We start from the raw sequence: 21,943 nt of genomic DNA, 5'->3' as shown, positions 1-21,943 counted from the left end.
GGCGGGCGCGGTGCGGTCGTGCTCCACCGCTCCGCCCGTGCCGTTCTCGCCACGCGACGCGGGGTGCGCCGCCGGTGCCGAGGCGGGCTCGGGCTTGGCGGCGGTCAGGTGCTGGGCCTCGTCTGGCAAGAGGACTCCTCGTGCGCGATCCGGGTCCCCGGTCAGGCTCCGGAGCCCCCATCGTAGCGATCCCACGCCCCCGCATCGCCTCCAGAACGATTGGGAAGATCATTCACCTGGGGAAACCCAAGATGCGGGCGCCGGATTCTCCGACACCCGCATCCACCGCTCGACAGGTCAAGCCGAACGGTCAGCCGACTCAGGCGTCAGGCAGAGCCAGTAGAGCTGGCGCAGAAGCGCGCGACACCATTGGCGCCGTCACGCAAGCAGATCCTGAGAGTGACCTTGGTACCTTCAGGCAGGTCGACCACCTGCCGGGCACACGGGCTGCTGTCACTCCCCCCATTGGCGTCATCCATCCGCTTGCTGCCGCCGTTCCAGGTCAGCGTTCCGGAGGCACGCAGACCGTCCTCCTGCCAGTCACACACATCCCAGCGGTCGCCGTCTGCGGTCCACTGGGCGTATCCCCCCGGATTATCGTCCGTGGTCTGCACGAAGGTGTTAGCAGCGAATGCAGGAGACACAGCAAACGCAACAGTCCCCACCGCGAGACCACAAACCATTCCCACTCGCTTTGCCAAAGCCTTCATTAAATCCCCCAGAGAGTTAATTTTGCCGAAACTTTTCCGACAACTCCAGGAGTAGATCATGTCCATGATCCCCAGGCAAGCGAATAAGGCCACATGACCTCGCTTCAACAGGAATCAGCCCATTCTGCGAGCGAATTGACGCAAACCCACCTCATGCCAGAGGGCGGACACCGTCTCACTACAGTGTCCGCCCTCCTTTCCACCTAATCACTCAGATACGGAGTAGGGCCTCCAACGGAGCTCCGGACAGGATCGGCTCCAGACGGAGTCGACCATGCAAAAAGCCAAGCTCCATCAGGAGCGCGACGCCGGAGACCTCGGCGCCAGCGCGATGGATCAGCTGGATCGCCGCCTCCGCCGTGCCGCCGGTCGCGAGGACGTCGTCCACGATGAGGACGCGGTCCTCGGAGGAGAGGTCCTCCGCGTGGATCTCGATCTCCGCCGACCCGTACTCCAGGTCGTAGGACTGGGCGAGGGTGGCACCGGGGAGCTTGCCGGCCTTGCGGACGGGGATGAACCCGAGGCCCGCGCGGACGGCGACGGGGGCGCCGAGGATGAACCCGCGGGCCTCCAGACCGACGACCTTCGTGGCGCCGGTGCGCTCGGCGATCGCGGCGAACGCGTCGGTGAGCGCCGTGAAGGCCGCCGGGTCCGCGAGCAGCGGGGTGATGTCCTTGAACATCACGCCGGGCTCGGGGTAGTCCGCGACGTCCCGGATACGGCTGAGCAGCAGCTCTGTGATGTCTGTGAGCTCGGTCATCGCCGCTTCCCTGAGGGTCGGCCACGGCCGCGGCCACGGGACGCGGGCTGGTTGCGGGGACCGACGACAGCCGCAGCGGCGTCGTCCTCGTACTCCTCCACGCCCTGCTCGGGGTGGAGTTCCGCCTCCGTCGCGGCCTGGGCGCGCTTCGCGAGGACCCGCTTACGCAGGGCCTTGATCTGCGGCTCGCGCTCCTTGAGGTCGGCGACCAGCGGCGTGGCGATGAAGATCGACGAGTAGGCACCGGCCGCGAGGCCGACGAACAGCGACAGCGAGATGTCGTTGAGCGTGCCCGCCCCGAGGAAACCGCCGCCGATGAACAGCAGACCGGCGACCGGCAGCAGCGCCACGACGGTCGTGTTGACCGAGCGGACCAGCGTGCCGTTGATCGAGTGGTTCGCGATGTCGCTGTACGTCGACTTGGTCTGCTTGGTGATGTCCTTCGTCTGCTCCTTGAGCGAGTCGAAGACGACGACCGTGTCGTACAGCGAGTACCCGAGGATCGTCAGCAGACCGATGACCGTACCCGGCGTCACCTCGAAGCCGACGAGGGCGTAGATCCCGACGGTGATGGTGATGTCGTGGATCAGCGCGACGAGCGCCGCGATGGCCATCCGCCACTCGAAGGCGATCGCCAGGTAGATCACGACCAGCACCATGAAGATCGCGAGACCCTGCCACGCCTTGTTGGCGATCTGGTCACCCCAGCTGGGGCCGACCAGGTCCGCGGCGATCTTCTCGGTGTCGACCTTGAAGTCCCCGGCGAGCTTGTTCTTGATCTGGTCGGACTGCTGGGTGTCCATACCGGCGATCTGGATGCGCAGCGAGCCGTTGCCGAGCTTCTGCACGACCGCGTCGTGGCCGGAGGCTTCCTTCGCGTACGTCTCCGCCTGGGAGACGGAGACGCTGGTCTTCGGGGTGGTGAAGACCGCGCCGCCCTGGAAGTCGATGCCCATGTTCAGCCCGCGCACCGCGAGGCCGAGGATCGCCGTGATGGTGATCAGGATCGAGACGCCGTACCAGAGCTTGCGGTGACCGATGAAGTCGTACGAGATCTCGCCTCGGTGCAGCCGGGCGCCGATGTTCCCGAGTTTCGACATCTCACGCCTCCTTCGGGTCTACGGGGCCGGCGAGCGGGCCGGAGGGACGACGGGTGCGGCGCAGCGGCGGGTGCGCGCCCAGGCCCTTGGGGTCGAGGCCGGACCACTTGTGGCCGCCGCCGTAGAACTTGGTGCGCGCGACGAGCGTCATCAGCGGCTTGGTGAAGAAGAACACCACGACGACGTCGAGGACGGTGGTCAGACCGAGGGTGAACGCGAAGCCCTGGACCTTGCCGACGGTGACGACGAACAGCACCGCGGCGGCCAGGAACGACACGAAGTCGGAGACCAGGATGGTGCGCCGGGCGCGCGGCCAGGCCCGCTCGACGGCGGGGCGCAGCGAACGGCCCTCGCGGACCTCGTCCCGGATGCGCTCGAAGTACACGATGAACGAGTCGGCGGTGATACCGATCGCGACGATGGCGCCGCAGACGGCCGGCAGGTTCAGCGCGAAGCCGATGGCCGGGCCGAGCAGCGACATCAGCAGGTACGTCAGCGCCGCGGAGACCAGCAGCGAGGCGAGCGCGATGAGCGACAGGCCGCGGTAGAAGGCCACCAGGTAGATCACGACCAGGAGCAGACCGATCGCACCGGCCAGCAGACCGGCGTGCAGCTGCTCACCGCCGAGCGCGGCGGTCACGGTCGTGACGCTCTGCTCCTTGAAGGAGAGCGGGAGCGCGCCGTACGACAGCATGTTGGCGAGGTTCTGCGCCTCCTCCTGCTTGAAGGAGCCGGAGATCTGCGCCTGGCCGCCGGTGATGGCGGACTGGACGTAGGGGCTGGAGACGACCTCGCCGTCGAGGACGATGCCGAACTCGTTCTGCGGCTGCTGCTTCTGCGAGAGCTGGCCGGTGATGTCCGCGAACTTCTTGGCACCCTTGCTGGTGAAGTTCATGGTGACCTGCCAACCGGCGGCGGTCTGGGTGTCGAAGACCGCCTGGGCCTTCTTCACCTCGGTGCCGTCGACGGCGGCCGGGCCGAGCAGGTACTTGTACCAGACCTTGTTGATCTGGCCGCAGGCCACGATCGGGTCGGTGGGCTTGGCGCCCTCGCCGGCCTTGGCGCGCTGCTCGGGCTTCGAGCAGTCCAGGGTGGTGTACACGGCCTGGAGCTTCGCGGTCGACGGGTCGACGGGCGGGTTGGCCGGCGCCTTCGGGGAGCCGCTCGTGGAGGGGGACGGCGACGGGGTGCCGTCGGCCCGCAGGGAGTCGGTGACCGCGCGGCCCTGGGTCGACGAGGACGCCGAGGGGGACGGCGAGGAGCTCGCCTTCTCGCCGGTGCCCGCCGACGCGGAGGGGGAGCCGGACGGGCTCGGGCTGCCGCTGGAGGACGCCGAGGGGGACGGCGACGGGCTCGCCGCCGCCGCGGGGCCGGTGGCCTCCTGGGAGAGGACCGGACGGAAGTACAGCTTGGCGGTCGTACCGACCTGGGCTCGGGCCTGCTCGGAGTTGGTGCCCTTGGGGATGTTCACGATGATGTTCGTCTTACCCTGGGTCTGCACCTCCGCCTCGGACACGCCCAGGCCGTTGACACGGCGGTTCATGATCTCGACCGCGGTGTCCATGTTCGACTGGTTGATCGCCGCGCCCTGGTCGGCCTTGGCCTCCAGCGTGATGCTCGTGCCACCGGCCAGGTCGATGCCCAGGCGCGGCGTGGTGTCACCGGTGGCGAACATGCCGCCCGTGAGCCCCACGATGGCGATCAGGATCAGGGCCAGCGAGCGCCCCGGCTTGCTCTGGGCGCTCGCGCTCCTGCCCTTTTTAGGTGCTGCCACCTTCTCGTACTCCCTCTCGGGCCGCCCCCCGCCCTGGTCGGCGTGGAACGGCTGCCATGACTGGTGTCGGGAATCCCCCGCGAGATACGCACACCCCGGGACACGCGAACTGGTCCGCGCACCCCGGGGGTGTGACTACTTCTTCGCGTCGGACTCGCCGTCGGTCTTCTTCGGCTCCTCGTCGGTCTCGGTCTCGTCCTTCTTGCCGAGGTCGACGGGCTTGTCGTCGGAGGCGGCGGCAGCGTCGGAAGGCTCGTCGGCGTCGGCGGTCTCGGTGAGGGAGGAGGCGTCGTCCGGAACGATGTCGGAGTCGGACTTGAGGTCGGCCTCGATGCCGTGGACGATGCGGTTGTACTCCTCGTCCGTCAGCACCGCGCCGATGGCGTTCTTCGCGAAGAGCAGTTCCACACCCGGGCCCGCGTCCAGCAGGACCGTCTCCTCGTTGGCCTCCTTGACCGTCGCGTACATCCCCCCGATCGTGCGGACGCCGCTGCCGGGCTGCATCTGGTTCCGCATGTCGGCTGCCTGCTGCTGCTTCTTCTTGGCCGACCGGGTCATCAGGAACATGGCCCCGATGAGCACGATGAACGGGAGAAGGGTCAAGGGACTCACGGGTTCGGAACTTCCTTCACACGACCGCGGATGGTGAGCGGCCTGATGGATGGGAATCGGATACCGCCGACAAGGGCGGCATCGGCGGAGTCTAAGCGAGTCCGCGTACAGGGAACAACGTTCAGCATGGCACCTGGGTTCCTTACCGGGCCAATACTTCCGCCGGTGACCGGGCTGTGTCTTTGTTGTGATGTGGCGGTGAGGAGGGGTGGGGCGTTGAGGGGTTTGGTTTTGTGGGCGGTGGTTGTCGGGCTGGCGCGCGCGGGGCTGTGACATTGGCTCTCTCGCCTGCGGGGCGCCTCAGTCGGTGTCGAGGACACGAACGTGCTCAGCCCTTCGGGCCTCCGCGCGATCGTGTCCTCGACACCGACGCGCCCCTTCGGCTCCTTCGCGGCCGGTGGCCGGAGACGGTGGCTGAGTTGGTGGGCACTCAACCGGCGTTCTTGGAGATTGGGTGCGCGGTGTTGGCATGGCGGCGCAGCCGCCCACTCACCAGAACCACCCGAGTCGGTGGGCGGGGGGGGGCAGGGGTCAGGTGCCGAACAGGTTCTGTTGGGTGCCCCCCGTTGTCTGGCGGGGCGGGGTCAGGCCCAGGTGGGACCAGGCGGCCGGGGTGGCTACGCGGCCTCGGGGGGTGCGGGCCAGGAGGCCCTCGCGGACCAGGAAGGGTTCGGCGACCTCCTCGACCGTCTCCCGTTCTTCCCCTACCGCGACCGCCAGCGTCGAGAGGCCGACCGGGCCGCCGCCGAACAGTTTCAGCAGCGCTTCCAGGACCGCGCGGTCGAGGCGGTCGAGGCCTCGGCCGTCCACCTCGTACACCTTCAGGGCCGCTCCCGCGATGTCCCGGGTGATCACGCCGTCCGCCTTGACCTGGGCGTAGTCGCGGACGCGGCGCAGGAGGCGGTTGGCGATGCGCGGGGTGCCCCGGGAGCGGCCGGCGATCTCGGCGGCGCCGGCCGGGTCGATCTCCACGTCCAGCAGGTTGGCCGAGCGGTGCACGACCCGCTGGAGTTCGGCCGGTTCGTAGAACTCCATGTGCGCGGTGAAGCCGAAACGGTCCCTCAGCGGGGGCGGGAGGAGGCCGGCCCGGGTGGTGGCGCCGACCAGGGTGAACGGGGGGAGTTCCAGGGGGATCGCCGTCGCGCCGGGGCCCTTGCCGACGATCACGTCGACCCGGAAGTCCTCCATCGCCATGTACAGCATCTCCTCCGCCGGCCTCGACATGCGGTGGATCTCGTCGAGGAAGAGGACCTCGCCCTCCTGGAGCGAGGAGAGGATCGCGGCGAGGTCGCCCGCGTGCTGGATCGCCGGGCCGCTGGTGATGCGGATCGGGGCGCCCATCTCGGCGGCGATGATCATCGAGAGGGTGGTCTTGCCGAGGCCCGGTGCGCCGGAGAGGAGGACGTGGTCGGCGGTCGCGCCTCGGGCGCGGGCTGCTTTGAGGACGAGGTCGAGTTGTTCGCGGACCTTTTCCTGGCCGATGAACTCGCCGAGGTCCTTGGGGCGGAGGGCGGCTTCGACCGCTTGGTCCTCACGGTCCGCTGACGCGGCGACCAGCCGTTCGTCGTCGGTCGTTTCGTCCCAGTTCATTGGTGCGCCTCAGGGGTTGGGGGGTTGGTGTGTGTCGGCGAGTGCGGGTCGTACGTGGCTGGTCGCGCCCCTTGAGTACCTCTACCTGGCCCTGTTCAGAGATTGCAGCGCCGCCTTCAGCAACTGGCCCACCTGCGGTGTTCCTTCGGCCGCCTCCGCCTGCGGGGTCACCGCCGCAACCGCTTCATCGGCTTCGCGAGTCGCGTACCCCAACCCCAAGAGCGCCGCGTGGAGTTGGTCCCGCCAGCCCTGTGTCACCGGAGCACCGATCGCCGGGGAACCCACCGGTTCGCCGAGGCGGTCCTTCAGCTCGATCAGGAGTTTCTGCGCACCCTTCTTGCCGATGCCGGGGACGGCGATGAGGGCCTTCTCGTCGGCTGTGGCGACCGCCCTGCGGAGGGCGTCGGGGGTGTGGACGGCCAGCATGGACTGGGCGAGCCTCGGGCCGACGCCGCTCGCGGTCTGGAGGAGTTCGAAGACCTGGCGTTCGTCGTCATCGGCGAAGCCGTACAGCGTGAGGGAGTCCTCGCGCACGACGAGGGAGGTGGCGAGTTTGGCCGGCTGGCCGGTGCGCAGGCCCGCGAGGGTGTTCGGGGTGCACTGGACGGCCATGCCGACCCCGCCGACCTCGACCACGGCCGCGTCGGGAGCGAGGGCGGCCACCGTACCGCTGACGAAGGCGATCATGTCGTACGGCCTTTCGAGGCGTGCAGGGCGACGGCCTGCTGGAGACGGTTCTGGGCGACGGCCTGTTGCAGCCGGTGCTGCGCGGGGGCCCGCCAGATGTGGCAGATGGCGAGGGCGAGGGCGTCGGCCGCGTCGGCGGGTTTCGGGGGTGCGTCCAGCCGCAGCAGCCGGGTCACCATCGCGCCGACCTGCGCCTTGTCCGCCCGCCCGCTGCCGGTGACGGCCGCCTTGACCTCGCTCGGCGTGTGCAGCGCGACGGGGATGCCCCGGCGGGCCGCGCACAGCATCGCGACGGCACTGGCCTGCGCCGTCCCCATCACGGTCCGCACGTTGTGCTGGCTGAACACCCGCTCCACGGCGACGAATTCGGGCCGGTGCTCGTCGAGCCACCATTCGATGCCCTGCTCGACGGCGAGGAGCCGGTGGCTGAGTTCGGCGTCCGCGGGAGTGCGCACGACGCCGACGCCGACCATCGTCAACGGCCGCCCTGCGACGCCTTCGACGACTCCGACGCCACACCGGGTCAGCCCCGGGTCGACCCCAAGTACTCGCACTCCGCACCTCCTTCGCTCACCTGTTTGTGCAGGCTATCCGCTGCCACTGACAACGGCCGACATGACGACGGGCCGACGGGGTGTGTCCCGTCGGCCCGTTGGGCGGCGTCGGCCTTTTCCATGACCTCGTCGCACACGTCGTTGCGATCCTCGTCCGGCATCGCGGCCGGACGCCACTCACGATCGTCAGTCGATCGCGGCCATGACCTCGTCGGTCACGTCGAAGTTCGCGAAGACGTTCTGCACGTCGTCGCTGTCCTCCAGCGCGTCGATCAGCTTGAAGATCTTGCGGGCGCCCTCTTCGTCGAGTTCGACCTGCATGGTCGGGACGAAGTTGGAGTCGGCGGAGTCGTAGTCGATGCCGGCCTCCTGGAGGGCCGTGCGGACGGCGACCAGGTCGGTGGCCTCGCTGAGGACCTCGAAGGACTCGCCGAGGTCGTTGACTTCTTCGGCACCGGCGTCGAGGACGGCGCCGAGGACGTCGTCCTCGCTCAGTTCACCCTTGGGGACGATGATGACGCCCTTGCGGTTGAAGAGGTACGACACCGAGCCGGGGTCGGCCATGTTGCCGCCGTTGCGGGTCATGGCGACGCGGACGTCGGAGGCGGCGCGGTTGCGGTTGTCGGTGAGGCACTCGATGAGCACCGCGACGCCGTTGGGGCCGTAGCCCTCGTACATGATCGTCTCGTAGTCGGCGCCGCCCGCTTCGAGACCGGCGCCGCGCTTGACCGCGGAGTCGATGTTCTTGTTGGGGACCGAGCTCTTCTTGGCCTTCTGGATGGCGTCGAACAGGGTCGGGTTGCCGGACGGGTCGGCACCGCCGGTACGTGCCGCGACCTCGATGTTCTTGATCATCTTCGCGAAGAGCTTGCCGCGCTTGGCGTCGATCACGGCCTTCTTGTGCTTAGTCGTAGCCCATTTAGAGTGGCCGGACATCTGCCTGTCTCCTTCGCGTAACCCATCCGAACAACGAACGCCAGCGATCCTACAAGGACTCCGCCGCACGGTTCGCGCGGACCATGTCGACAAAGAGCGCGTGCACGCGGTGATCGCCGGTCAGCTCCGGGTGGAACGACGTGGCGAGGGCGTTGCCCTGGCGGACGGCGACGATGTGGCCGTCGTGCTCGGCGAGGACTTCCGCACGCGCGCCGACGGACTCCACCCAGGGGGCGCGGATGAAGACGCCGTCCACGGGGCCGTCGATGCCCTTGACGTCGACGGCCGCCTCGAAGGACTCGTTCTGGCGGCCGAAGGCGTTGCGGCGGACGATCATGTCGATGCCGCCGACGGTCTCCTGGCCCGCGCGCGGGTCGAGGATCTTGTCGGCGAGCAGGATGAGGCCCGCGCAGGTGCCGTAGACCGGCATTCCGGCGCGTACGCGCGCGCGGAGGGGGTCCATCACGCCGAACAGGACGGCCAGTTTCGAGATGGTGGTGGACTCGCCGCCGGGCAGGACGAGGCCGTCCACCTCGGCGAGTTCCTCGGGCCGGCGGACCGGGCGGGCGAGGGCGTCCGCCGCGGCCAGGGCGACGAGGTGTTCCCGTACGTCGCCCTGGAGCGCGAGGACCCCGATCACGGGAGTGGTCATCGGTGGTTACCAGCCGCGGTTGGCGTAGCGCTCGGCCTCGGGGAGGGTGTCGCAGTTGATGCCGACCATGGCCTCGCCGAGGTTGCGGGACGCGTCCGCGATGATCTTCGGGTCGTCGTAGAAGGTGGTGGCCTTGACGATGGCGGCGGCGCGCTTGGCGGGGTCGCCGGACTTGAAGATGCCGGAGCCGACGAAGACGCCCTCGGCGCCGAGCTGGCGCATGAGCGCGGCGTCGGCGGGGGTGGCGACGCCGCCGGCGGAGAACAGGACGACCGGGAGCTTGCCGAGTTCGGCGACCTCCTTGACCAGTTCGTACGGGGCGCGGAGGTCCTTGGCGGCGGCGTACAGCTCGTTGTTGTCGTAGCCGCGCAGGCGGGCGATCTCGTTCTTGATCTGCCGCAGGTGGCGGACGGCCTCGACGACGTTGCCGGTGCCGGCCTCGCCCTTGGAGCGGATCATCGCGGCGCCCTCGGCGATGCGGCGCAGGGCCTCGCCGAGGTTGGTGGCGCCGCAGACGAAGGGGGTCGTGAAGGCGAACTTGTCGCTGTGGTTGACCTCGTCGGCGGGGGTCAGCACCTCGGACTCGTCGATGTAGTCGACGCCGAGGGACTGGAGGACCTGCGCCTCGACGAAGTGGCCGATCCGCGACTTGGCCATGACCGGGATGGAGACGGCCTCGATGATGCCCTCGATCATGTCCGGGTCGGACATCCGGGCCACGCCGCCGTCCTTGCGGATGTCGGCGGGCACCCGCTCCAGCGCCATCACGGCGACCGCTCCCGCGTCCTCCGCGATCTTCGCCTGCTCCGGCGTCACGACATCCATGATCACGCCGCCCTTGAGCTGCTCAGCCATCCCCCGCTTCACGCGCGCGGTGCCGGTCTCGGGGGTCTGGTTCTCACTGCTGGACACGGTCGACCTCACTGAAAGGGGAGTTCCGAAGGGGATGCTCCCGAGCAAACGCCCGCCGACCGGTCCACAGCAAGGGCCAATAGTCACGCCGTGGATCTTTTCGGGCACCGGGGTCAGTCGGAGTTCTCCCAGACCAGGACCCCGGGACCGTCGGGGGTACGGACGGGGACCCATGCCTCGTCGGCCTCGGCCAGCCGGGACTCGTCGAGGGTGAGGCGCGCGGGCCAGGTGTCGTCGCGGTTCGCCGAGGCGTGCACGGCCAAGTCAGGCCGTAGGTGCCCGAGCCCTTCAGGTCGTGGACGAAGAGGTGTCTCAGGTCGCTGTCCGCGTCGGGGACGAACAGGGGGATCAGGTAGCCCTCCTGTTCGTACGGCACGCACGCGTGGCCGCCGCCCTGTACTTCGCACCACTGTCACCGCTCTGTCAGTGCCGTCGGCGGTTCGTCGTCCATCTCGAAGGCCATCGGGAAGGGTGCGTGGCCGGCGAGGTGGAACCAGCGGACCTTGCGGTGTTCGCGGAGGCGGCGGGCGGCGCCGACGGCGTCGTTGTGGAAGCGGCGGGCCATGGGGACGCGGCGGACGGCTTCGGTGAGTTCGTGGGCGGCGGACTCCCCGCCGGGGGCGTGTCTGATCTCGTCGACCTGGTGGTGGTCCGCGAAGACGGCGCGCAGGGCCTGGGTGAGTTCGCTCTCGGCGACCTCCCGTTGTTCCTCCTCCGCCTGCCTCGCGGCGTGCGCGGCCTCGTACAGGACGATCGAGGCCGCCGGGTCCAGCACACCCGAGGTGGCGAGTTCCTGGGTGACCGAGGCGCGGCGCAGCAACTGGGCGTCCAGGGCCGCTCGGGCCGCGTCGATGCGGGAGTGGAGGCGGTCGAGTCTGCCTGCCGTCCAGCTGAGGTAGAGGCCGATCGCTACGAGGATCGCGAGGGTCCAGATGAGGGTTGCGGTCACGGGGGGCAAGGGTAGCGGGGTGGGGTTCCGGTCACCGGGGGCACCGAGCGCCCTTCAGCCCCGCTTCCCCCCTCAATCCCGTGCCAGCCCCAGCCTCGCCCTCAGCCCGCCCCCCGTCCTCTCGTCCGCCGCAACAGCCGCGGCCCCCGCAGTCACCGTCTCGTACACGGACAGGATGTCCGCCCCGACGGTCGACCAGTCGAACCGCCGCACATGCGCGCTCCCCCGCTCCCGCAGCTCGGCGCGTCTCGCGGGGTCTCCCAGCAGCCGGACGGCGGCCTCGGCGAGCGCGTCCGCGTCCTCGTTGGTGAACAGCTCCCCCGCACCCCCCTGGTCCAGCACCTGCGCGAACGCGTCCAGATCAGCGGCCAGGACGGGCGCCCCCGCGGACATCGCCTCGACGAGGATGATCCCGAAGCTCTCCCCGCCGGTGTTGGGGGCGATGTACAGGTCGATGCTGCGCAGCAGCCGCGCCTTGTCCTCGTCGGAGACCATCCCGAGGAACTCGACCCGGGACCGCAGCTCGGCGGGGAGACCGGCGACGGCCTCCTCCTCGTCCCCGCGCCCGGCGATCAGCAGGCGTGCCTCGGGGCGCTCGGCGAAGATCCGCGGGAGGGCCTTGACGAGGACCGGCAGCCCCTTGCGGGGTTCGTCGATGCGGCCGATGAAGCCGAGGGTCTCCCCCTGCCACTCGGGACGGGGTTCGGCGCGGGCGAAGAAGTCGACGTCGACGCCGTTGGGGATGACGACGGCGTCACCGCCGAGGTGTTCGACCAGTGTCCGGCGCGCGTACTCGCTGACGGCGATCCGCGCGCTGATCTTCTCCAGCGCGGCCTGGAGGATGGAGTACGCGGCGATCATCGCGCGGGAGCGCGGGTTGGACGTGTGGAACGTGGCGACCATCGGCCCCTGCGCGGCCCAGCACGTGAGCAGCCCGAGCGACGGGGACGTCGGTTCGTGGATGTGGACGACGTCGAACGCGCCGTCGTGCAGCCAGCGGCGCACCCGCGCGGCGGACAGGAAGCCGAAGTTGAGGCGGGCGACCGAGCCGTTGTACGGGACGGGCACCGCGCGGCCGGCGGAGACGACGTACGGCGGGAGCGGCGTGTCGTCGTCGGCGGGGGCGAGGACGGACACCTCGTGCCCCAGGCGGATGAAGTACTCGGCGAGGTCCCGGATGTGGAACTGGACGCCCCCCGGCACGTCCCACGAGTAGGGGCAGACGATCCCGATCCTCACGCGGACCCCCGCGCGGGGTCGAGGTCCGCGAGCCACAGCCGCTGGAGCATGTGCCAGTCCTCCGGATGGTCGGCGATTCCCGAGGCGAAGACGTCTGCCAGCGCCTGTGCCATGACAGACGTCTTCTCCGCCCGGTCACCTGTCTCGGGTACCTCGATCGGGGGATGCACCTGTCCTTGCATGACGGGCGAGTCGTCGTACCAGAGCGTCACCGGCAGGAGCAGCGCCCCGGTCTGCTGGGCGAGCAGGGCGGGCCCGGCCGGGATACGGGTCCGCTCGCCGAAGAACGTGACCTCGACGCCGGACGCCGACAGGTCGCGCTCGGCGACGAGGCAGACGAGGCCGCCGTCGCGCAGGCGCCGGGCGAGGGTGGCGAAGGCGGTGCCGCCGCTGTGCGGGAGGACCTCCATGCCGAGCCCCTCGCGGTAGGCGACGAAACGGTCGTACAGCGTCTCGGGTTTGAGGCGTTCGGCGACCGTGGTGAACGGGGTCTCCAGTTTCGTGGTGACCCAGGCGCCCGCGAGGTCCCAGTTGCCCATGTGCGGGAGCGCGAGGATGACGCCCTTGTCGGAGGCGAGGGCGTCGGTGAGGTGGTGGACGTCCTTGGGGTCGAAGCCGCCCCGGACGCGCTCGGCGCTCCACGCGGGCAGCCGGAACGACTCCATCCAGTACCGCAGGTAGGACCGCATGCCCGCGCGGGACAGCTCCGTCAGCCGTTCGGGGGTCGCATCGGGCACCACGCGCGCGTAGTTGCTCTCCAGCCGCAGGACACCCTTGCCGCGCCTGCGCCAGGCGAGGTCGGCGATCGTCTGTCCGAGCCGGACGGCGACAGGCTCGGGAAGCTTCTTGACGGCGCCCCAGCCGGCGCCGTACAGCGCGTCGGTGAGCTTGTCCCGGACGCTCACTTGGCGTCCTGGCGCGCGGCCTGCGCCTCCGCCTCGGCGGACTCGCGGCGGACGGTGACGACGCGCTGGATCAGCGTGACGAGGCTGCCGACGGCGACGATCCACAGGGCGACCGGCAGGAGGTACTGGATGCCGGGCACGCCGAACGTGTGGAGCCCGGCGAGCCCCGCGGCGACCAGGGACACCACGAGCCGCTCCGCGCGCTCCACGAGCCCGTTGACGGCCACCGGGAGCCCGATCGACTCGCCCCGAGCCTTCGTGTACGACACGACCTGCCCGCTCGTCAGGCAGAAGATCGCGACGGCGCACAGCACGTTGTCGTTCCCGTTGCCCGCGTACCAGAGGGCGAACCCGCCGAAGATCGCGCCGTCGGCCACCCGGTCGAGCGTGGAGTCCAGGAACGCGCCCCAGCGGCTGGAGCGGCCGAGCTGGCGGGCCATGTTCCCGTCGACCAGGTCGGAGAACACGAACAGCGTGATCACGATCGTGCCCCAGAAGAACTCGCCACGGGGGAAGAAGACGAGCGCGCCCGCCACCACACCCGCCGTACCGATCAGCGTGACGGTGTCCGGGCTGACGCCCCGCTTGATCAGAAAGGTGGCGAACGGTGTGAGGACACGCGTGAAGAACGCACGCGCGTACTTGTTCAGCATGGCTTTCCCGACAGTCGAAGGCGCCGGGGACCCTTGCTGGCCACCGGCTGGCCCATCGTAGCCACGCGCGCGCTTGTACGAGGGTCGGGCACCCGGACCCACACCTTTCGTACGAAGGGTTCGCGTCCGCCGTATGGACGCCCCGTGACGGGAGTGGAAAGCTCGAAGGACCGCGGGCGCCATCGCAGCCGCCGCTGGTCGCGGATCTCGCGTGTGCTCGCGTCCCAGGGACCTCACCGTTGCTCGGGAGGCAAGGACATGGGCGACAAGGCACACGCACACCTCGGAGCCGCCGGCAGGGCTACGGCGGCCGACCATCCCGCGTCCGTACGGAATGTGGTGCTGGTCGGCCACTGTGGAGCGGGCAAGACGACCTTGGTGGAGGCTCTCGCGCTGACGGCGGGAGCGGTGAACAGGGCGGGCCGCGTGGAGGACGGCGGCACCGTCTCCGACTACGACGACATCGAGCACCGGCAGCAGCGGTCCGTCCAGCTGTCCCTGGTGCCCGTCGAGTGGGGAGGCATCAAGGTCAACCTCCTCGACACACCCGGGTACGCCGACTTCGTCGGCGAGCTGAGGGCCGGTCTGCGGGCTGCGGACGCGGCCCTCTTCGTCGTCTCGGCCGCGGACGGCGTGGACGGCGCGACCCGCATGGTGTGGGACGAGTGCACGGCCGTACGGATGCCCCGCGCGATCGTCGTCACACACCTGGAGGCGGCCCGCGCGGACTTCGACGAGATGGTCCGCACGTGCGCGGACGCGTTCGGCGGCGACGACCCCGACGCCGTCCTCCCGCTGTACCTGCCGCTGCACGGACCCGCGGGCCCCGACGGCCACGCGCCCGTCACCGGCCTCACCGGGCTCCTCTCCCGCACCCTGTTCGACTACGCGTCCGGCGAGCGCAAGGAGTCCGACCCGGACGAGGCGCAGCTCCCGGCGATCGAGGAGGCCCGCGACCGGCTCATCGAGGGGATCATCGCGGAGAGCGAGGACGAGACCCTCATGGACCGCTACCTGGACGGCGAGCAGATCGACGTCCAGACCCTGATCGACGACCTGGAGCGGGCCGTCGCGCGCGGGACGTTCTTCCCCGTGCTGGCCGGCGCCCCCGCCGCCGACGGCGCCCGGCAGGGCATCGGCACGGTCGAACTCCTCGAACTGATCACCCGCGGCTTCCCCACCCCGCTGGAACGCGAGGCCCCGCGCGTGACGACGATCGACGGCCACGCGCGCGTGCTGAAGACCTGCGACCCGGACGGACCCCTCGTCGCCGAGGTCGTGAAGACCACCTCCGACCCCTACGTCGGACGCGTCTCCCTCGTCCGCGTCTTCTCCGGCACCCTGCGCCCCGACGAGACCGTCCACGTCTCCGGGCACGGTCTCGGCGACCGGGGGCACGAGGACCACGACGTCGACGAGCGGGTGGGGTCGCTGTCGGCGCCCTTCGGGAAGCAGCAGCGCACCCTCAGCCACTGCATCGCCGGGGACCTCGCGTGCGTGGCGAAGCTCGGGCGGGCCGAGACCGGGGACACGCTCTCCGCGAAGGACGACCCCCTGCTGATGACCGCCTGGCAGATGCCCGACCCGCTGCTGCCGCTCGCCATCGAGGCGCACAGCAAGGCCGACGAGGACAAGCTCTCCCAGGGCCTGGCCCGGCTCGTCGCCGAGGACCCGACCATGCGCCTCGAACACAACCAGCACACTCACCAGGTCGTCCTGTGGGCGCTCGGCGAGGCCCACGCGGACGTCGCCCTGGAGCGGCTGCGCAGCCGCTACGGCGTCCAGGTCGACGTCGTCGCGCACAAGGTGTCCCTGCGCGAGACGTTCGGGGAGCGCTCCGGCGGGCGCGGGCGGCACGTCAAGCAGTCCGGCGGGCACGGGCAGTACGCCATCTGCGAGATCGAGGTCGAGCCGCTGCCCGGGGGCTCCGGGATCGAGTTCGTCGACAAGGTCGTCGGCGGAGCCGTCCCCCGGCAGTTCATCCCGTCCGTCGAGAAGGGGGTGCGCGCACAGGCCGCGCGCGGGGTGGCCGCCGGATACCCGCTCGTCGACGTGCGGGTGACGCTCCTCGACGGCAAGGCGCACTCCGTCGACTCCTCCGACGCCGCGTTCCAGACCGCCGGCGCGCTCGCCCTGCGCGAGGCCGCGGCCGACGCCACGATCCACCTCCTGGAACCCGTCGCCGAGGTCACCGTCCTCGTCGGCGACGACTACGTCGGCACCGTCATGAGCGACCTCTCCGGCCGCCGAGGACGCGTGCTCGGCACCGAGCAGACCAGCGCCGGACGCACCCTGATCCGCGCCGAGGTCCCCGAGATCGAGATCGGCCGCTACGCCGTCGACCTGCGCTCCCTCTCCCACGGCACCGCCCGCTTCGACCGCGTGTACGCGCGGCACGAGGCCATGCCGGCGCACGTCGCGGAGAAGGTGCGCGAACGGGAGCGCGACACCTAGGAGTTGGCGCGGGGCCCGGACAACCGCCTTGTGGGACACGGGAGTCCGGGCCCACCTCCACGCGCCCCCGTGCGCCCCCGGGGCGGGAACACGCCCTCCGGGTCCGGATGTCAGTGGGGACGGATACCCTGATGACCTGATCAACAGGTGTGCGGAGCACGGAAGTCGGGAAGGCCGCAGGAGCGGGTCCGGGCGGCGATGGGGGCGGTTACATGACCGTTGACAGTGTGTACGGCGACATCTTCGGCCCACAGGTGCCGCTGATGAGCGGCGGAGGGCAGACGGCGACGTTCGCGCTGGCCTCGGCCGCCTACCGGGACAGCCCGGCCGAGGAGATAAAGAAGGCCGACAACGAATGGCACCAGTCCTCGGTCAGCACCGGCCGCAGCTGGGCCAAGATCTTCCGCCCCAACCTCGGTGAGGCCTTCTCCCAGGCCGTCATCGACCGCATGCTCGGCGTCGGCCGCAAACCCCTCATCCAGTCCTTCGGCGCCGAACCCTCGGTGATCGTCGAGCACTGCCTCGCCGCGAACAACATCCGCCGCGAACGCGACCGCAAGCTCGGCGTCGTCATGTTCCTGTGCGGCATCGTCTTCCTGCCCGGCCTCCTGGCCTGGCTCCTCGTCTTCCAGCTCCGCGCGATGACGGGCAGGAGCAGCAACAAACGCGCCTCCGGGCTCGCCACCGCCCTCCTCTTCGTCGCCGGCGCCCTCGCCCTGCTCCTGCTGGTCAAGCTGCCCTTCGGCGGCATCCTCGGCTGGTACGTCCGCGGCGCGATCGTCGCCCCCGTCGCCGGCTGGTTCCTCGCCCGCCGCATCTGCGAGTCCACCGCGAAGGACCTCCGCGCCCGCTGGGACAGCCTCCTGTCCGGCGGCGGCGTCGGCGCGAAGATCCCCGAGGCCGTCCCCACCAGCCCCGACCAGGCCGCCGCCGAACAGCTCCGCCAGTCGCTGGCCCGCCTCTCCGCCGAACAGCAGTCCAACGGCGTCTTCTACGCGGGCCCCAAAGGCATCCTCGGCATGGGCACCCGCTGGGGCTCCTGGCACCTCGCCGAGGACCTCGTCCCCCTCGACCCCGTCAAGGGCGTCCACGAGTTCCGCAGCTGGACCGTCGCCCGCGCGATAGCCGACCAGCTCAACCTGCTCCAGCGCCAGAGCCTCAAGACCGGCGGCTTCCCCGCCCCCTCCGTACGGCACTGGATCGTCTCCCACGTCGGCGAGGGCGCCAAGGCCGTCTCCCGCCCCGAGGGCACCGACGTCGAGGCCTACCAGTTCAAGCCCAAGGCCGTCGAGGACATCTGCAACAACCAGCAGTTCGGCAGCGGCAACCGGCACTACCTCGGCGTCCAGTGGACCACCTGGGACGGCCAGCTCATCATCACCATGATGATCACCGTCACGGTCCTGCACGAGACGCTCCGCATAGAGGTCACCGGCCACGCCCTCGGACCCGTCAACGGCCTGTTCATGTCCAAGCCCGAGGCCCCCACCAAAGAGGTCGCCAAGACCGTCCGCTTCTGGGAGACCCGCAAGGTGAGCCTCCCCCTCGTCACCACCGACGAGGTCGTCCGCCTCGGCGCCCGCGCCACGATCAGCTGGTACCCCCCGCTCCTCCAGTGGCTCGGCGGCTCCATCGGCCTCCCCGAACCCTTCGGCCTCCGCCACGCCTGGGCCGACCAACCCTGGAAACACCGCTTCATGGCCGACGACGCCCTCCGCGCCGCCACCCCCGTGCTCCGCGTCGTCCACGCCGCGACGATCAAGGTCCTCAAGGAACACGACGTCAACGTCGAGAAGTTCGAGAGCCGCGCCGGAGTCCTCAGCGGCGGCGTCCAGGGAGCGGACCCCGGAAAGGCCGACACCTACAACGCGTAGCCGGGCACAGCGCCGGCCGAGCCCTCACGACTCGGCCGGCCACGCCTCCGCGAGCATCTTCCGCGTGTCCGCCAGCAACTGCGGCAGCACCCGCGTGTGACCCACCACCGGCATGAAGTTCGTGTCCCCGCCCCACCTCGGCACGATGTGCTGATGCAGATGCGCCGCGATCCCCGCGCCCGCCACCGTCCCCTGGTTCATCCCCAGGTTGAACCCGTGCGCCCCCGACGCCCGCCGCAGCGCCGTCATCGCCTGCTTCGTCAGCTTCGCGACCTCCGCCGTCTCCGGGTCGGTCAGGTCCGTGTAGTCAGCGACGTGACGGTACGGCACGGCCATCGCGTGACCGCCGGTGTACGGGTACAGATTCAGCACCACATACGCCAACTCACCCCGCCTGACGATCAGACCGTCCTCGTCGGACTTCGCCGGGATCGAACAGAACGGACACCCGTCGTCGGCACCCGGCCCCGTCGGCTTGCTCTCACCCTGGATATAGGCCATCCGATGAGGCGTCCACAGGCGCTGGAACGCGTCCGGCACGCCCACTCCGATCTGCTGCTCCGGCTCAGTCGTCATGGTGAGCAGCATATGGCGTACGCCTGGGGGCAGGGGAAAGGCCCCCGGAGCGAACTCCGGGGGCCCTCACCGTCGTACCGTCACACCTGGACGCGACGCTCCACGACGTCCACCAGCTTCGCGAGAGCCTCCTCGCGCGCGATGCCGTTCTCCTGCGAACCGTCCCGGTACCGGAAGGAGACCGTGCCGGCGTTCATGTCCTCGTCGCCGACGATGATCATGAACGGGACCTTGGAGCGCTGGGCGTTCCTGATCTTCTTCTGCATGCGGTCCGACGACGAGTCCACCTCGACCCGCAGCCCCTTGCGCCGAGCCTCCGCAGCGAACTCCTCCAGGTACTCGACGTGCCCGTCCCCGATCGGGATGCCGACGGCCTGAACGGGAGCCAGCCACGCCGGGAACGCACCCGCGTAGTGCTCAAGGAGGACCGCGAAGAACCGCTCGATGGACCCGAACAGCGCGCGGTGGATCATCACCGGACGCTGCTTGGTGCCGTCCGCCGACGTGTACTCCAGGTCGAACCGCTCGGGAAGGTTGAAGTCGAGCTGGATGGTCGACATCTGCCAGGTACGGCCGATGGCGTCGCGCGTCTGCACCGAGATCTTCGGCCCGTAGAACGCGGCCCCACCCGGGTCCGGCACCAGCGGCAGCCCCTGCTTCTCGGCGACCTGCCGCAGCGTCTCCGTGGCCTCTTCCCAGACCTCGTCGCTGCCGACGAACTTTTCCGGGTCCTTGGTCGACAGCTCCAGGTAGAAGTCGTCGAGCCCATAGTCCCGCAGCAAGTTCAGGACGAACGTGAGCGTCTTGTCCAGCTCCTCGGACATCTGCTCACGCGTGCAGTAGATGTGAGCGTCGTCCTGAGTGAACCCGCGCGCGCGGGTGAGCCCGTGCACGACGCCCGACTTCTCGTACCGGTACACGGTCCCGAACTCGAACAAACGCAAAGGCAGTTCGCGGTAGGACCGCCCCCGCGCGTCGAAGATCAGGTTGTGCATCGGGCAGTTCATCGGCTTGAGGTAGTAGTCCACGCCCTCGTCGAGCTGCATGGGCGGGTACATCCCGTCCGCGTACCAGTCGAGGTGCCCGGACTGCTCGAAAAGGCGGCCTTTGGTCGCGTGGGGCGTGTAGACGAACTCATAGCCCTCTTCCTCGTGCCGGCGGCGCGAGTAGTCCTCCATGACCCGGCGGATGACGCCGCCCTTGGGGTGGAAGACGGCGAGCCCGGAGCCGATCTGCTCGGGGATGGAGAAGAGGTCCAGCTCGCTGCCGAGCTTGCGGTGGTCGCGCTTCTCGGCCTCGGCGAGGAAGTCGAGGTACGCCTTCAGCTCGTCCTTGGACGGCCAGGCGGTCCCGTAGATGCGCTGGAGCATCGGGTTTTTCTCGCTGCCCCGCCAGTACGCGGCGGCGTTCCGCATCAGCTTGAACGCCGGGATCATCCGGGTCGACGGCAGGTGGGGACCCCGGCAGAGGTCCTTCCAGCACAGCTCGCCGGTCTTCGCGTCGAGGTTGTCGTAGATCGTCAGCTCACCGGCGCCGACCTCGACGTCCGCACCGTCGTCGGAGGAGGCGGACCCCTTGAGCCCGATCAGCTCCAGCTTGTACGGCTCGTCGGCCAGCTCCTCACGGGCGGCCTCGTCGGTCACCACGCGCCGGGCGAACTTCTGTCCCCTGCGCTGGATCTCCTGCATTTTCTTCTCGACGGCCTTGAGGTCCTCCGGCGTGAAGGGCTTCTCGACGTCGAAGTCGTAGTAGAACCCGTCCTTGACCGGCGGCCCGATGCCCAGCTTGGCCTCGGGGAACAGCTCCTGCACGGCCTGCGCCATGACGTGCGCGGTGGAGTGCCGCAGGATGTTGAGGCCGTCCTCGGAGGAGATCTCGACCCCCTCGACGGTCTCGCCGTCGGAGACGACGTACGCCAGGTCCTTCAGCTCGCCGCCCACGCGCGCGGCGACGATGGAGCGCTCGCCGGCGAAGAGGTCGGCGGCCGTAGTCCCCGTCGTCACCACGCGCTCTTCCCGCTCGGAATCGCGTTGGATGGTCACACGGACGTCTGACACCGGTCTCTCCTGCCTGAAGGTGAAATGCGGCGCCATACGAGGAGCGCGCGCAGTACGCGATCGTACCGACCCCCGGCCGCCCTCCGCGAAACCTGGTCAGTCCTCGTCCAGCTCACCCCCGCAGGCCTCCTCGAAGAAGTCGAGGTTCTCCTGGAGCGACTTGAGCAGCCGGTCGCGTTCCTCGTCGTCGACTTCGACGGGGACGACGCCGTAGGCGCCCGTGAGCCGCCGGAACCCGCCCCGGCTCTCCAGCCGTCCCCGCACCCGGACGGGGAGTCCGAGCAGGTGGGCCTGGCCGGCGATGCGGTAGTCCTCCTCGTCGAGGGTGATCCGCACCTGCGGCACCTCGACCCCGCCGAGCACCCGCAGCCGTACGTTCCCCTCGCCCCGGGGCCCGGAGCGCCGCAGCCGGACGACGGCTCCGGTGACGGTGACGGGTACGGAGGGTTCCTCGCGGAGGTACCGGGCTCCTGCCTCGCGCAGGACGGGGAGGTCGCCGGGCGAGAACTCGACGGGTTCCCCGGAGGCGGCGCACCCGTCGGGGACCCCGGCGCCGGGTGCCCACTCGACGCCGATGCGGGCGCCTTCCGTCCCGCGCACGAGCAGGATCAGCGCCTCGGTGAGTTCCCTGCTGACGCCGGCCTCGACGGCGCCGTCGAAGGCGTCCATGCCGCCGGTGGCCCGCTGGTAGTCGACGGCCTCGCGGGCGGCGTGCAGGGCCTGGTGGAGGCGGACGGCGAGGGGGCGGGCGGTGGCGACGGGGGTGAACGCGGTGAGCCGTCGGCCTCCTTCGGCGGTGCCGACGAGGACGTCGTCGAGGAGGGCGGCAGCGCTGCGGCGGGTCAGCGTGGTCATCGGGTGGCCTTCCGCGCGAGGAGGGCCAGCAGGGGGGCGCCCAGGAACGCCGTCACGATGCCGACCTCCAGCTCCGAGGGGCGGATCACCAGAC

Annotated in this window: 20 protein-coding genes and 2 pseudogenes; 2 read left to right on the top strand and 20 right to left on the bottom strand. The window is 69.9% G+C overall.

What is annotated here, in order from left to right; translation table 11 throughout:
- Nucleotides 1-326: 326 nt before the first annotated feature.
- From ACVNF4_RS16230 to pgsA, 17 genes and pseudogenes are all read right to left on the bottom strand, one after another.
- Nucleotides 327-776 (bottom strand): hypothetical protein, encoded by a 450-nt coding sequence (locus ACVNF4_RS16230; RefSeq protein WP_461803514.1) that lies wholly within the window; start codon nucleotides 774-776, stop codon nucleotides 327-329.
- 145 nt (nucleotides 777-921) lie between these two features.
- Nucleotides 922-1,470 (bottom strand): adenine phosphoribosyltransferase, encoded by a 549-nt coding sequence (locus ACVNF4_RS16225; RefSeq protein ID WP_461803513.1) that lies wholly within the window; start codon nucleotides 1,468-1,470, stop codon nucleotides 922-924.
- Nucleotides 1,467-2,570, bottom strand: a complete 1,104-nt coding sequence (secF, locus tag ACVNF4_RS16220; RefSeq protein ID WP_461803512.1) for a protein translocase subunit SecF — start codon at nucleotides 2,568-2,570, stop codon at nucleotides 1,467-1,469. The genes ACVNF4_RS16225 and secF overlap by 4 nt, the downstream gene beginning before the upstream one ends.
- Before the next feature lies 1 nt (nucleotide 2,571).
- Nucleotides 2,572-4,344 (bottom strand): protein translocase subunit SecD, encoded by a 1,773-nt coding sequence (secD, locus tag ACVNF4_RS16215; protein WP_461803511.1) that lies wholly within the window; start codon nucleotides 4,342-4,344, stop codon nucleotides 2,572-2,574.
- A gap of 135 nt (nucleotides 4,345-4,479) precedes the next feature.
- Nucleotides 4,480-4,956: a preprotein translocase subunit YajC gene (yajC, locus tag ACVNF4_RS16210; RefSeq protein WP_461803510.1), complete on the bottom strand. Its 477-nt coding sequence runs from the start codon at nucleotides 4,954-4,956 to the stop codon at nucleotides 4,480-4,482.
- 531 nt (nucleotides 4,957-5,487) lie between these two features.
- On the bottom strand, nucleotides 5,488-6,546 hold the full coding sequence (ruvB, locus tag ACVNF4_RS16205; RefSeq protein ID WP_461803509.1) for a Holliday junction branch migration DNA helicase RuvB: 1,059 nt from the start codon (nucleotides 6,544-6,546) through the stop codon (nucleotides 5,488-5,490).
- Nucleotides 6,547-6,627: 81 nt separating this feature from the next.
- Nucleotides 6,628-7,233, bottom strand: a complete 606-nt coding sequence (ruvA, locus tag ACVNF4_RS16200; protein ID WP_461803508.1) for a Holliday junction branch migration protein RuvA — start codon at nucleotides 7,231-7,233, stop codon at nucleotides 6,628-6,630.
- On the bottom strand, nucleotides 7,230-7,787 hold the full coding sequence (gene ruvC / locus ACVNF4_RS16195; RefSeq protein WP_461803507.1) for a crossover junction endodeoxyribonuclease RuvC: 558 nt from the start codon (nucleotides 7,785-7,787) through the stop codon (nucleotides 7,230-7,232). The genes ruvA and ruvC overlap by 4 nt, the downstream gene beginning before the upstream one ends.
- A gap of 186 nt (nucleotides 7,788-7,973) precedes the next feature.
- A complete protein-coding gene (locus ACVNF4_RS16190; protein ID WP_461803506.1) occupies nucleotides 7,974-8,723 on the bottom strand; it encodes a YebC/PmpR family DNA-binding transcriptional regulator in 750 nt (249 codons plus the stop codon).
- A 49-nt stretch (nucleotides 8,724-8,772) separates the two neighbouring features.
- A complete protein-coding gene (gene pdxT / locus ACVNF4_RS16185; RefSeq protein WP_461803505.1) occupies nucleotides 8,773-9,375 on the bottom strand; it encodes a pyridoxal 5'-phosphate synthase glutaminase subunit PdxT in 603 nt (200 codons plus the stop codon).
- Nucleotides 9,376-9,381: 6 nt separating this feature from the next.
- Nucleotides 9,382-10,287, bottom strand: coding sequence for a pyridoxal 5'-phosphate synthase lyase subunit PdxS (gene pdxS / locus ACVNF4_RS16180; RefSeq protein ID WP_461803504.1), 906 nt, complete (start codon nucleotides 10,285-10,287; stop codon nucleotides 9,382-9,384).
- Nucleotides 10,288-10,400: 113 nt separating this feature from the next.
- The gene (locus tag ACVNF4_RS16175) at nucleotides 10,401-10,544 is read right to left on the bottom strand and encodes a DUF6210 family protein (protein ID WP_461803515.1); all 144 of its coding nucleotides are present in this window, start codon (nucleotides 10,542-10,544) and stop codon (nucleotides 10,401-10,403) included.
- 59 nt (nucleotides 10,545-10,603) lie between these two features.
- Nucleotides 10,604-10,663: pseudogene (locus ACVNF4_RS16170) on the bottom strand (DUF6210 family protein); the annotation flags it as partial.
- Between the two features lie 36 nt (nucleotides 10,664-10,699).
- Nucleotides 10,700-11,245, bottom strand: a complete 546-nt coding sequence (locus ACVNF4_RS16165) for a hypothetical protein (RefSeq protein ID WP_461803503.1) — start codon at nucleotides 11,243-11,245, stop codon at nucleotides 10,700-10,702.
- Between the two features lie 63 nt (nucleotides 11,246-11,308).
- On the bottom strand, nucleotides 11,309-12,475 hold the full coding sequence (locus ACVNF4_RS16160; RefSeq protein WP_461803502.1) for a glycosyltransferase family 4 protein: 1,167 nt from the start codon (nucleotides 12,473-12,475) through the stop codon (nucleotides 11,309-11,311).
- The gene (locus tag ACVNF4_RS16155) at nucleotides 12,472-13,380 is read right to left on the bottom strand and encodes a phosphatidylinositol mannoside acyltransferase (protein WP_461803501.1); all 909 of its coding nucleotides are present in this window, start codon (nucleotides 13,378-13,380) and stop codon (nucleotides 12,472-12,474) included. The genes ACVNF4_RS16160 and ACVNF4_RS16155 overlap by 4 nt, the downstream gene beginning before the upstream one ends.
- Entirely contained in the window at nucleotides 13,377-14,033 is a 657-nt protein-coding gene (gene pgsA / locus ACVNF4_RS16150; RefSeq protein ID WP_461803500.1) for a phosphatidylinositol phosphate synthase, read from the bottom strand. Before pgsA ends, ACVNF4_RS16155 begins: the two co-directional genes overlap by 4 nt.
- A gap of 258 nt (nucleotides 14,034-14,291) precedes the next feature.
- On the opposite strand from pgsA, the gene ACVNF4_RS16145 reads away from it, so the two are divergent.
- On the top strand, nucleotides 14,292-16,487 hold the full coding sequence (locus ACVNF4_RS16145) for an elongation factor G-like protein EF-G2 (protein WP_461803499.1): 2,196 nt from the start codon (nucleotides 14,292-14,294) through the stop codon (nucleotides 16,485-16,487).
- Between the two features lie 212 nt (nucleotides 16,488-16,699).
- Nucleotides 16,700-18,361: a hypothetical protein gene (locus tag ACVNF4_RS16140; RefSeq protein WP_461803498.1), complete on the top strand. Its 1,662-nt coding sequence runs from the start codon at nucleotides 16,700-16,702 to the stop codon at nucleotides 18,359-18,361.
- A gap of 24 nt (nucleotides 18,362-18,385) precedes the next feature.
- On the opposite strand, the gene ACVNF4_RS16135 is transcribed toward ACVNF4_RS16140, so the two are convergent.
- From ACVNF4_RS16135 to ACVNF4_RS16125, 3 genes and pseudogenes are all read right to left on the bottom strand, one after another.
- Nucleotides 18,386-18,937 carry an HIT family protein gene (locus ACVNF4_RS16135; protein ID WP_461803497.1) on the bottom strand — a complete coding sequence of 184 codons (552 nt, stop codon included), beginning with the start codon at nucleotides 18,935-18,937 and terminating at the stop codon, nucleotides 18,386-18,388.
- 80 nt (nucleotides 18,938-19,017) lie between these two features.
- Nucleotides 19,018-20,994 (bottom strand): threonine--tRNA ligase, encoded by a 1,977-nt coding sequence (gene thrS / locus ACVNF4_RS16130; RefSeq protein ID WP_461803496.1) that lies wholly within the window; start codon nucleotides 20,992-20,994, stop codon nucleotides 19,018-19,020.
- A gap of 96 nt (nucleotides 20,995-21,090) precedes the next feature.
- Nucleotides 21,091-21,834 (bottom strand): annotated as a pseudogene (locus tag ACVNF4_RS16125) (hypothetical protein); the annotation flags it as partial.
- Nucleotides 21,835-21,943 lie beyond the last annotated feature (109 nt).

The sequence above is a fragment of the Streptomyces sp. S6 genome (assembly GCF_054880855.1).
This window is presented reverse-complemented; position numbering and strand designations above follow the sequence as displayed.

Bases quoted from the DNA above. Each gene is read 5' to 3' on its own strand.
- ACVNF4_RS16190 (WP_461803506.1), bottom strand. From the start codon at position 8,723: ATGTCCGGCCACTCTAAATGGGCTACGACTAAGCACAAGAAGGCCGTG.
- ruvA (WP_461803508.1), bottom strand. From the start codon at position 7,233: ATGATCGCCTTCGTCAGCGGTACGGTGGCCGCCCTCGCTCCCGACGCG.
- ACVNF4_RS16225 (WP_461803513.1), bottom strand. From the start codon at position 1,470: ATGACCGAGCTCACAGACATCACAGAGCTGCTGCTCAGCCGTATCCGG.
- ruvB (WP_461803509.1), bottom strand. From the start codon at position 6,546: ATGAACTGGGACGAAACGACCGACGACGAACGGCTGGTCGCCGCGTCA.
- pgsA (WP_461803500.1), bottom strand. From the start codon at position 14,033: ATGCTGAACAAGTACGCGCGTGCGTTCTTCACGCGTGTCCTCACACCG.
- ACVNF4_RS16135 (WP_461803497.1), bottom strand. From the start codon at position 18,937: ATGACGACTGAGCCGGAGCAGCAGATCGGAGTGGGCGTGCCGGACGCG.
- ACVNF4_RS16145 (WP_461803499.1), top strand. From the start codon at position 14,292: ATGGGCGACAAGGCACACGCACACCTCGGAGCCGCCGGCAGGGCTACG.
- pdxT (WP_461803505.1), bottom strand. From the start codon at position 9,375: ATGACCACTCCCGTGATCGGGGTCCTCGCGCTCCAGGGCGACGTACGG.
- ACVNF4_RS16140 (WP_461803498.1), top strand. From the start codon at position 16,700: ATGACCGTTGACAGTGTGTACGGCGACATCTTCGGCCCACAGGTGCCG.
- ACVNF4_RS16230 (WP_461803514.1), bottom strand. From the start codon at position 776: ATGGACATGATCTACTCCTGGAGTTGTCGGAAAAGTTTCGGCAAAATT.
- secF (WP_461803512.1), bottom strand. From the start codon at position 2,570: ATGTCGAAACTCGGGAACATCGGCGCCCGGCTGCACCGAGGCGAGATC.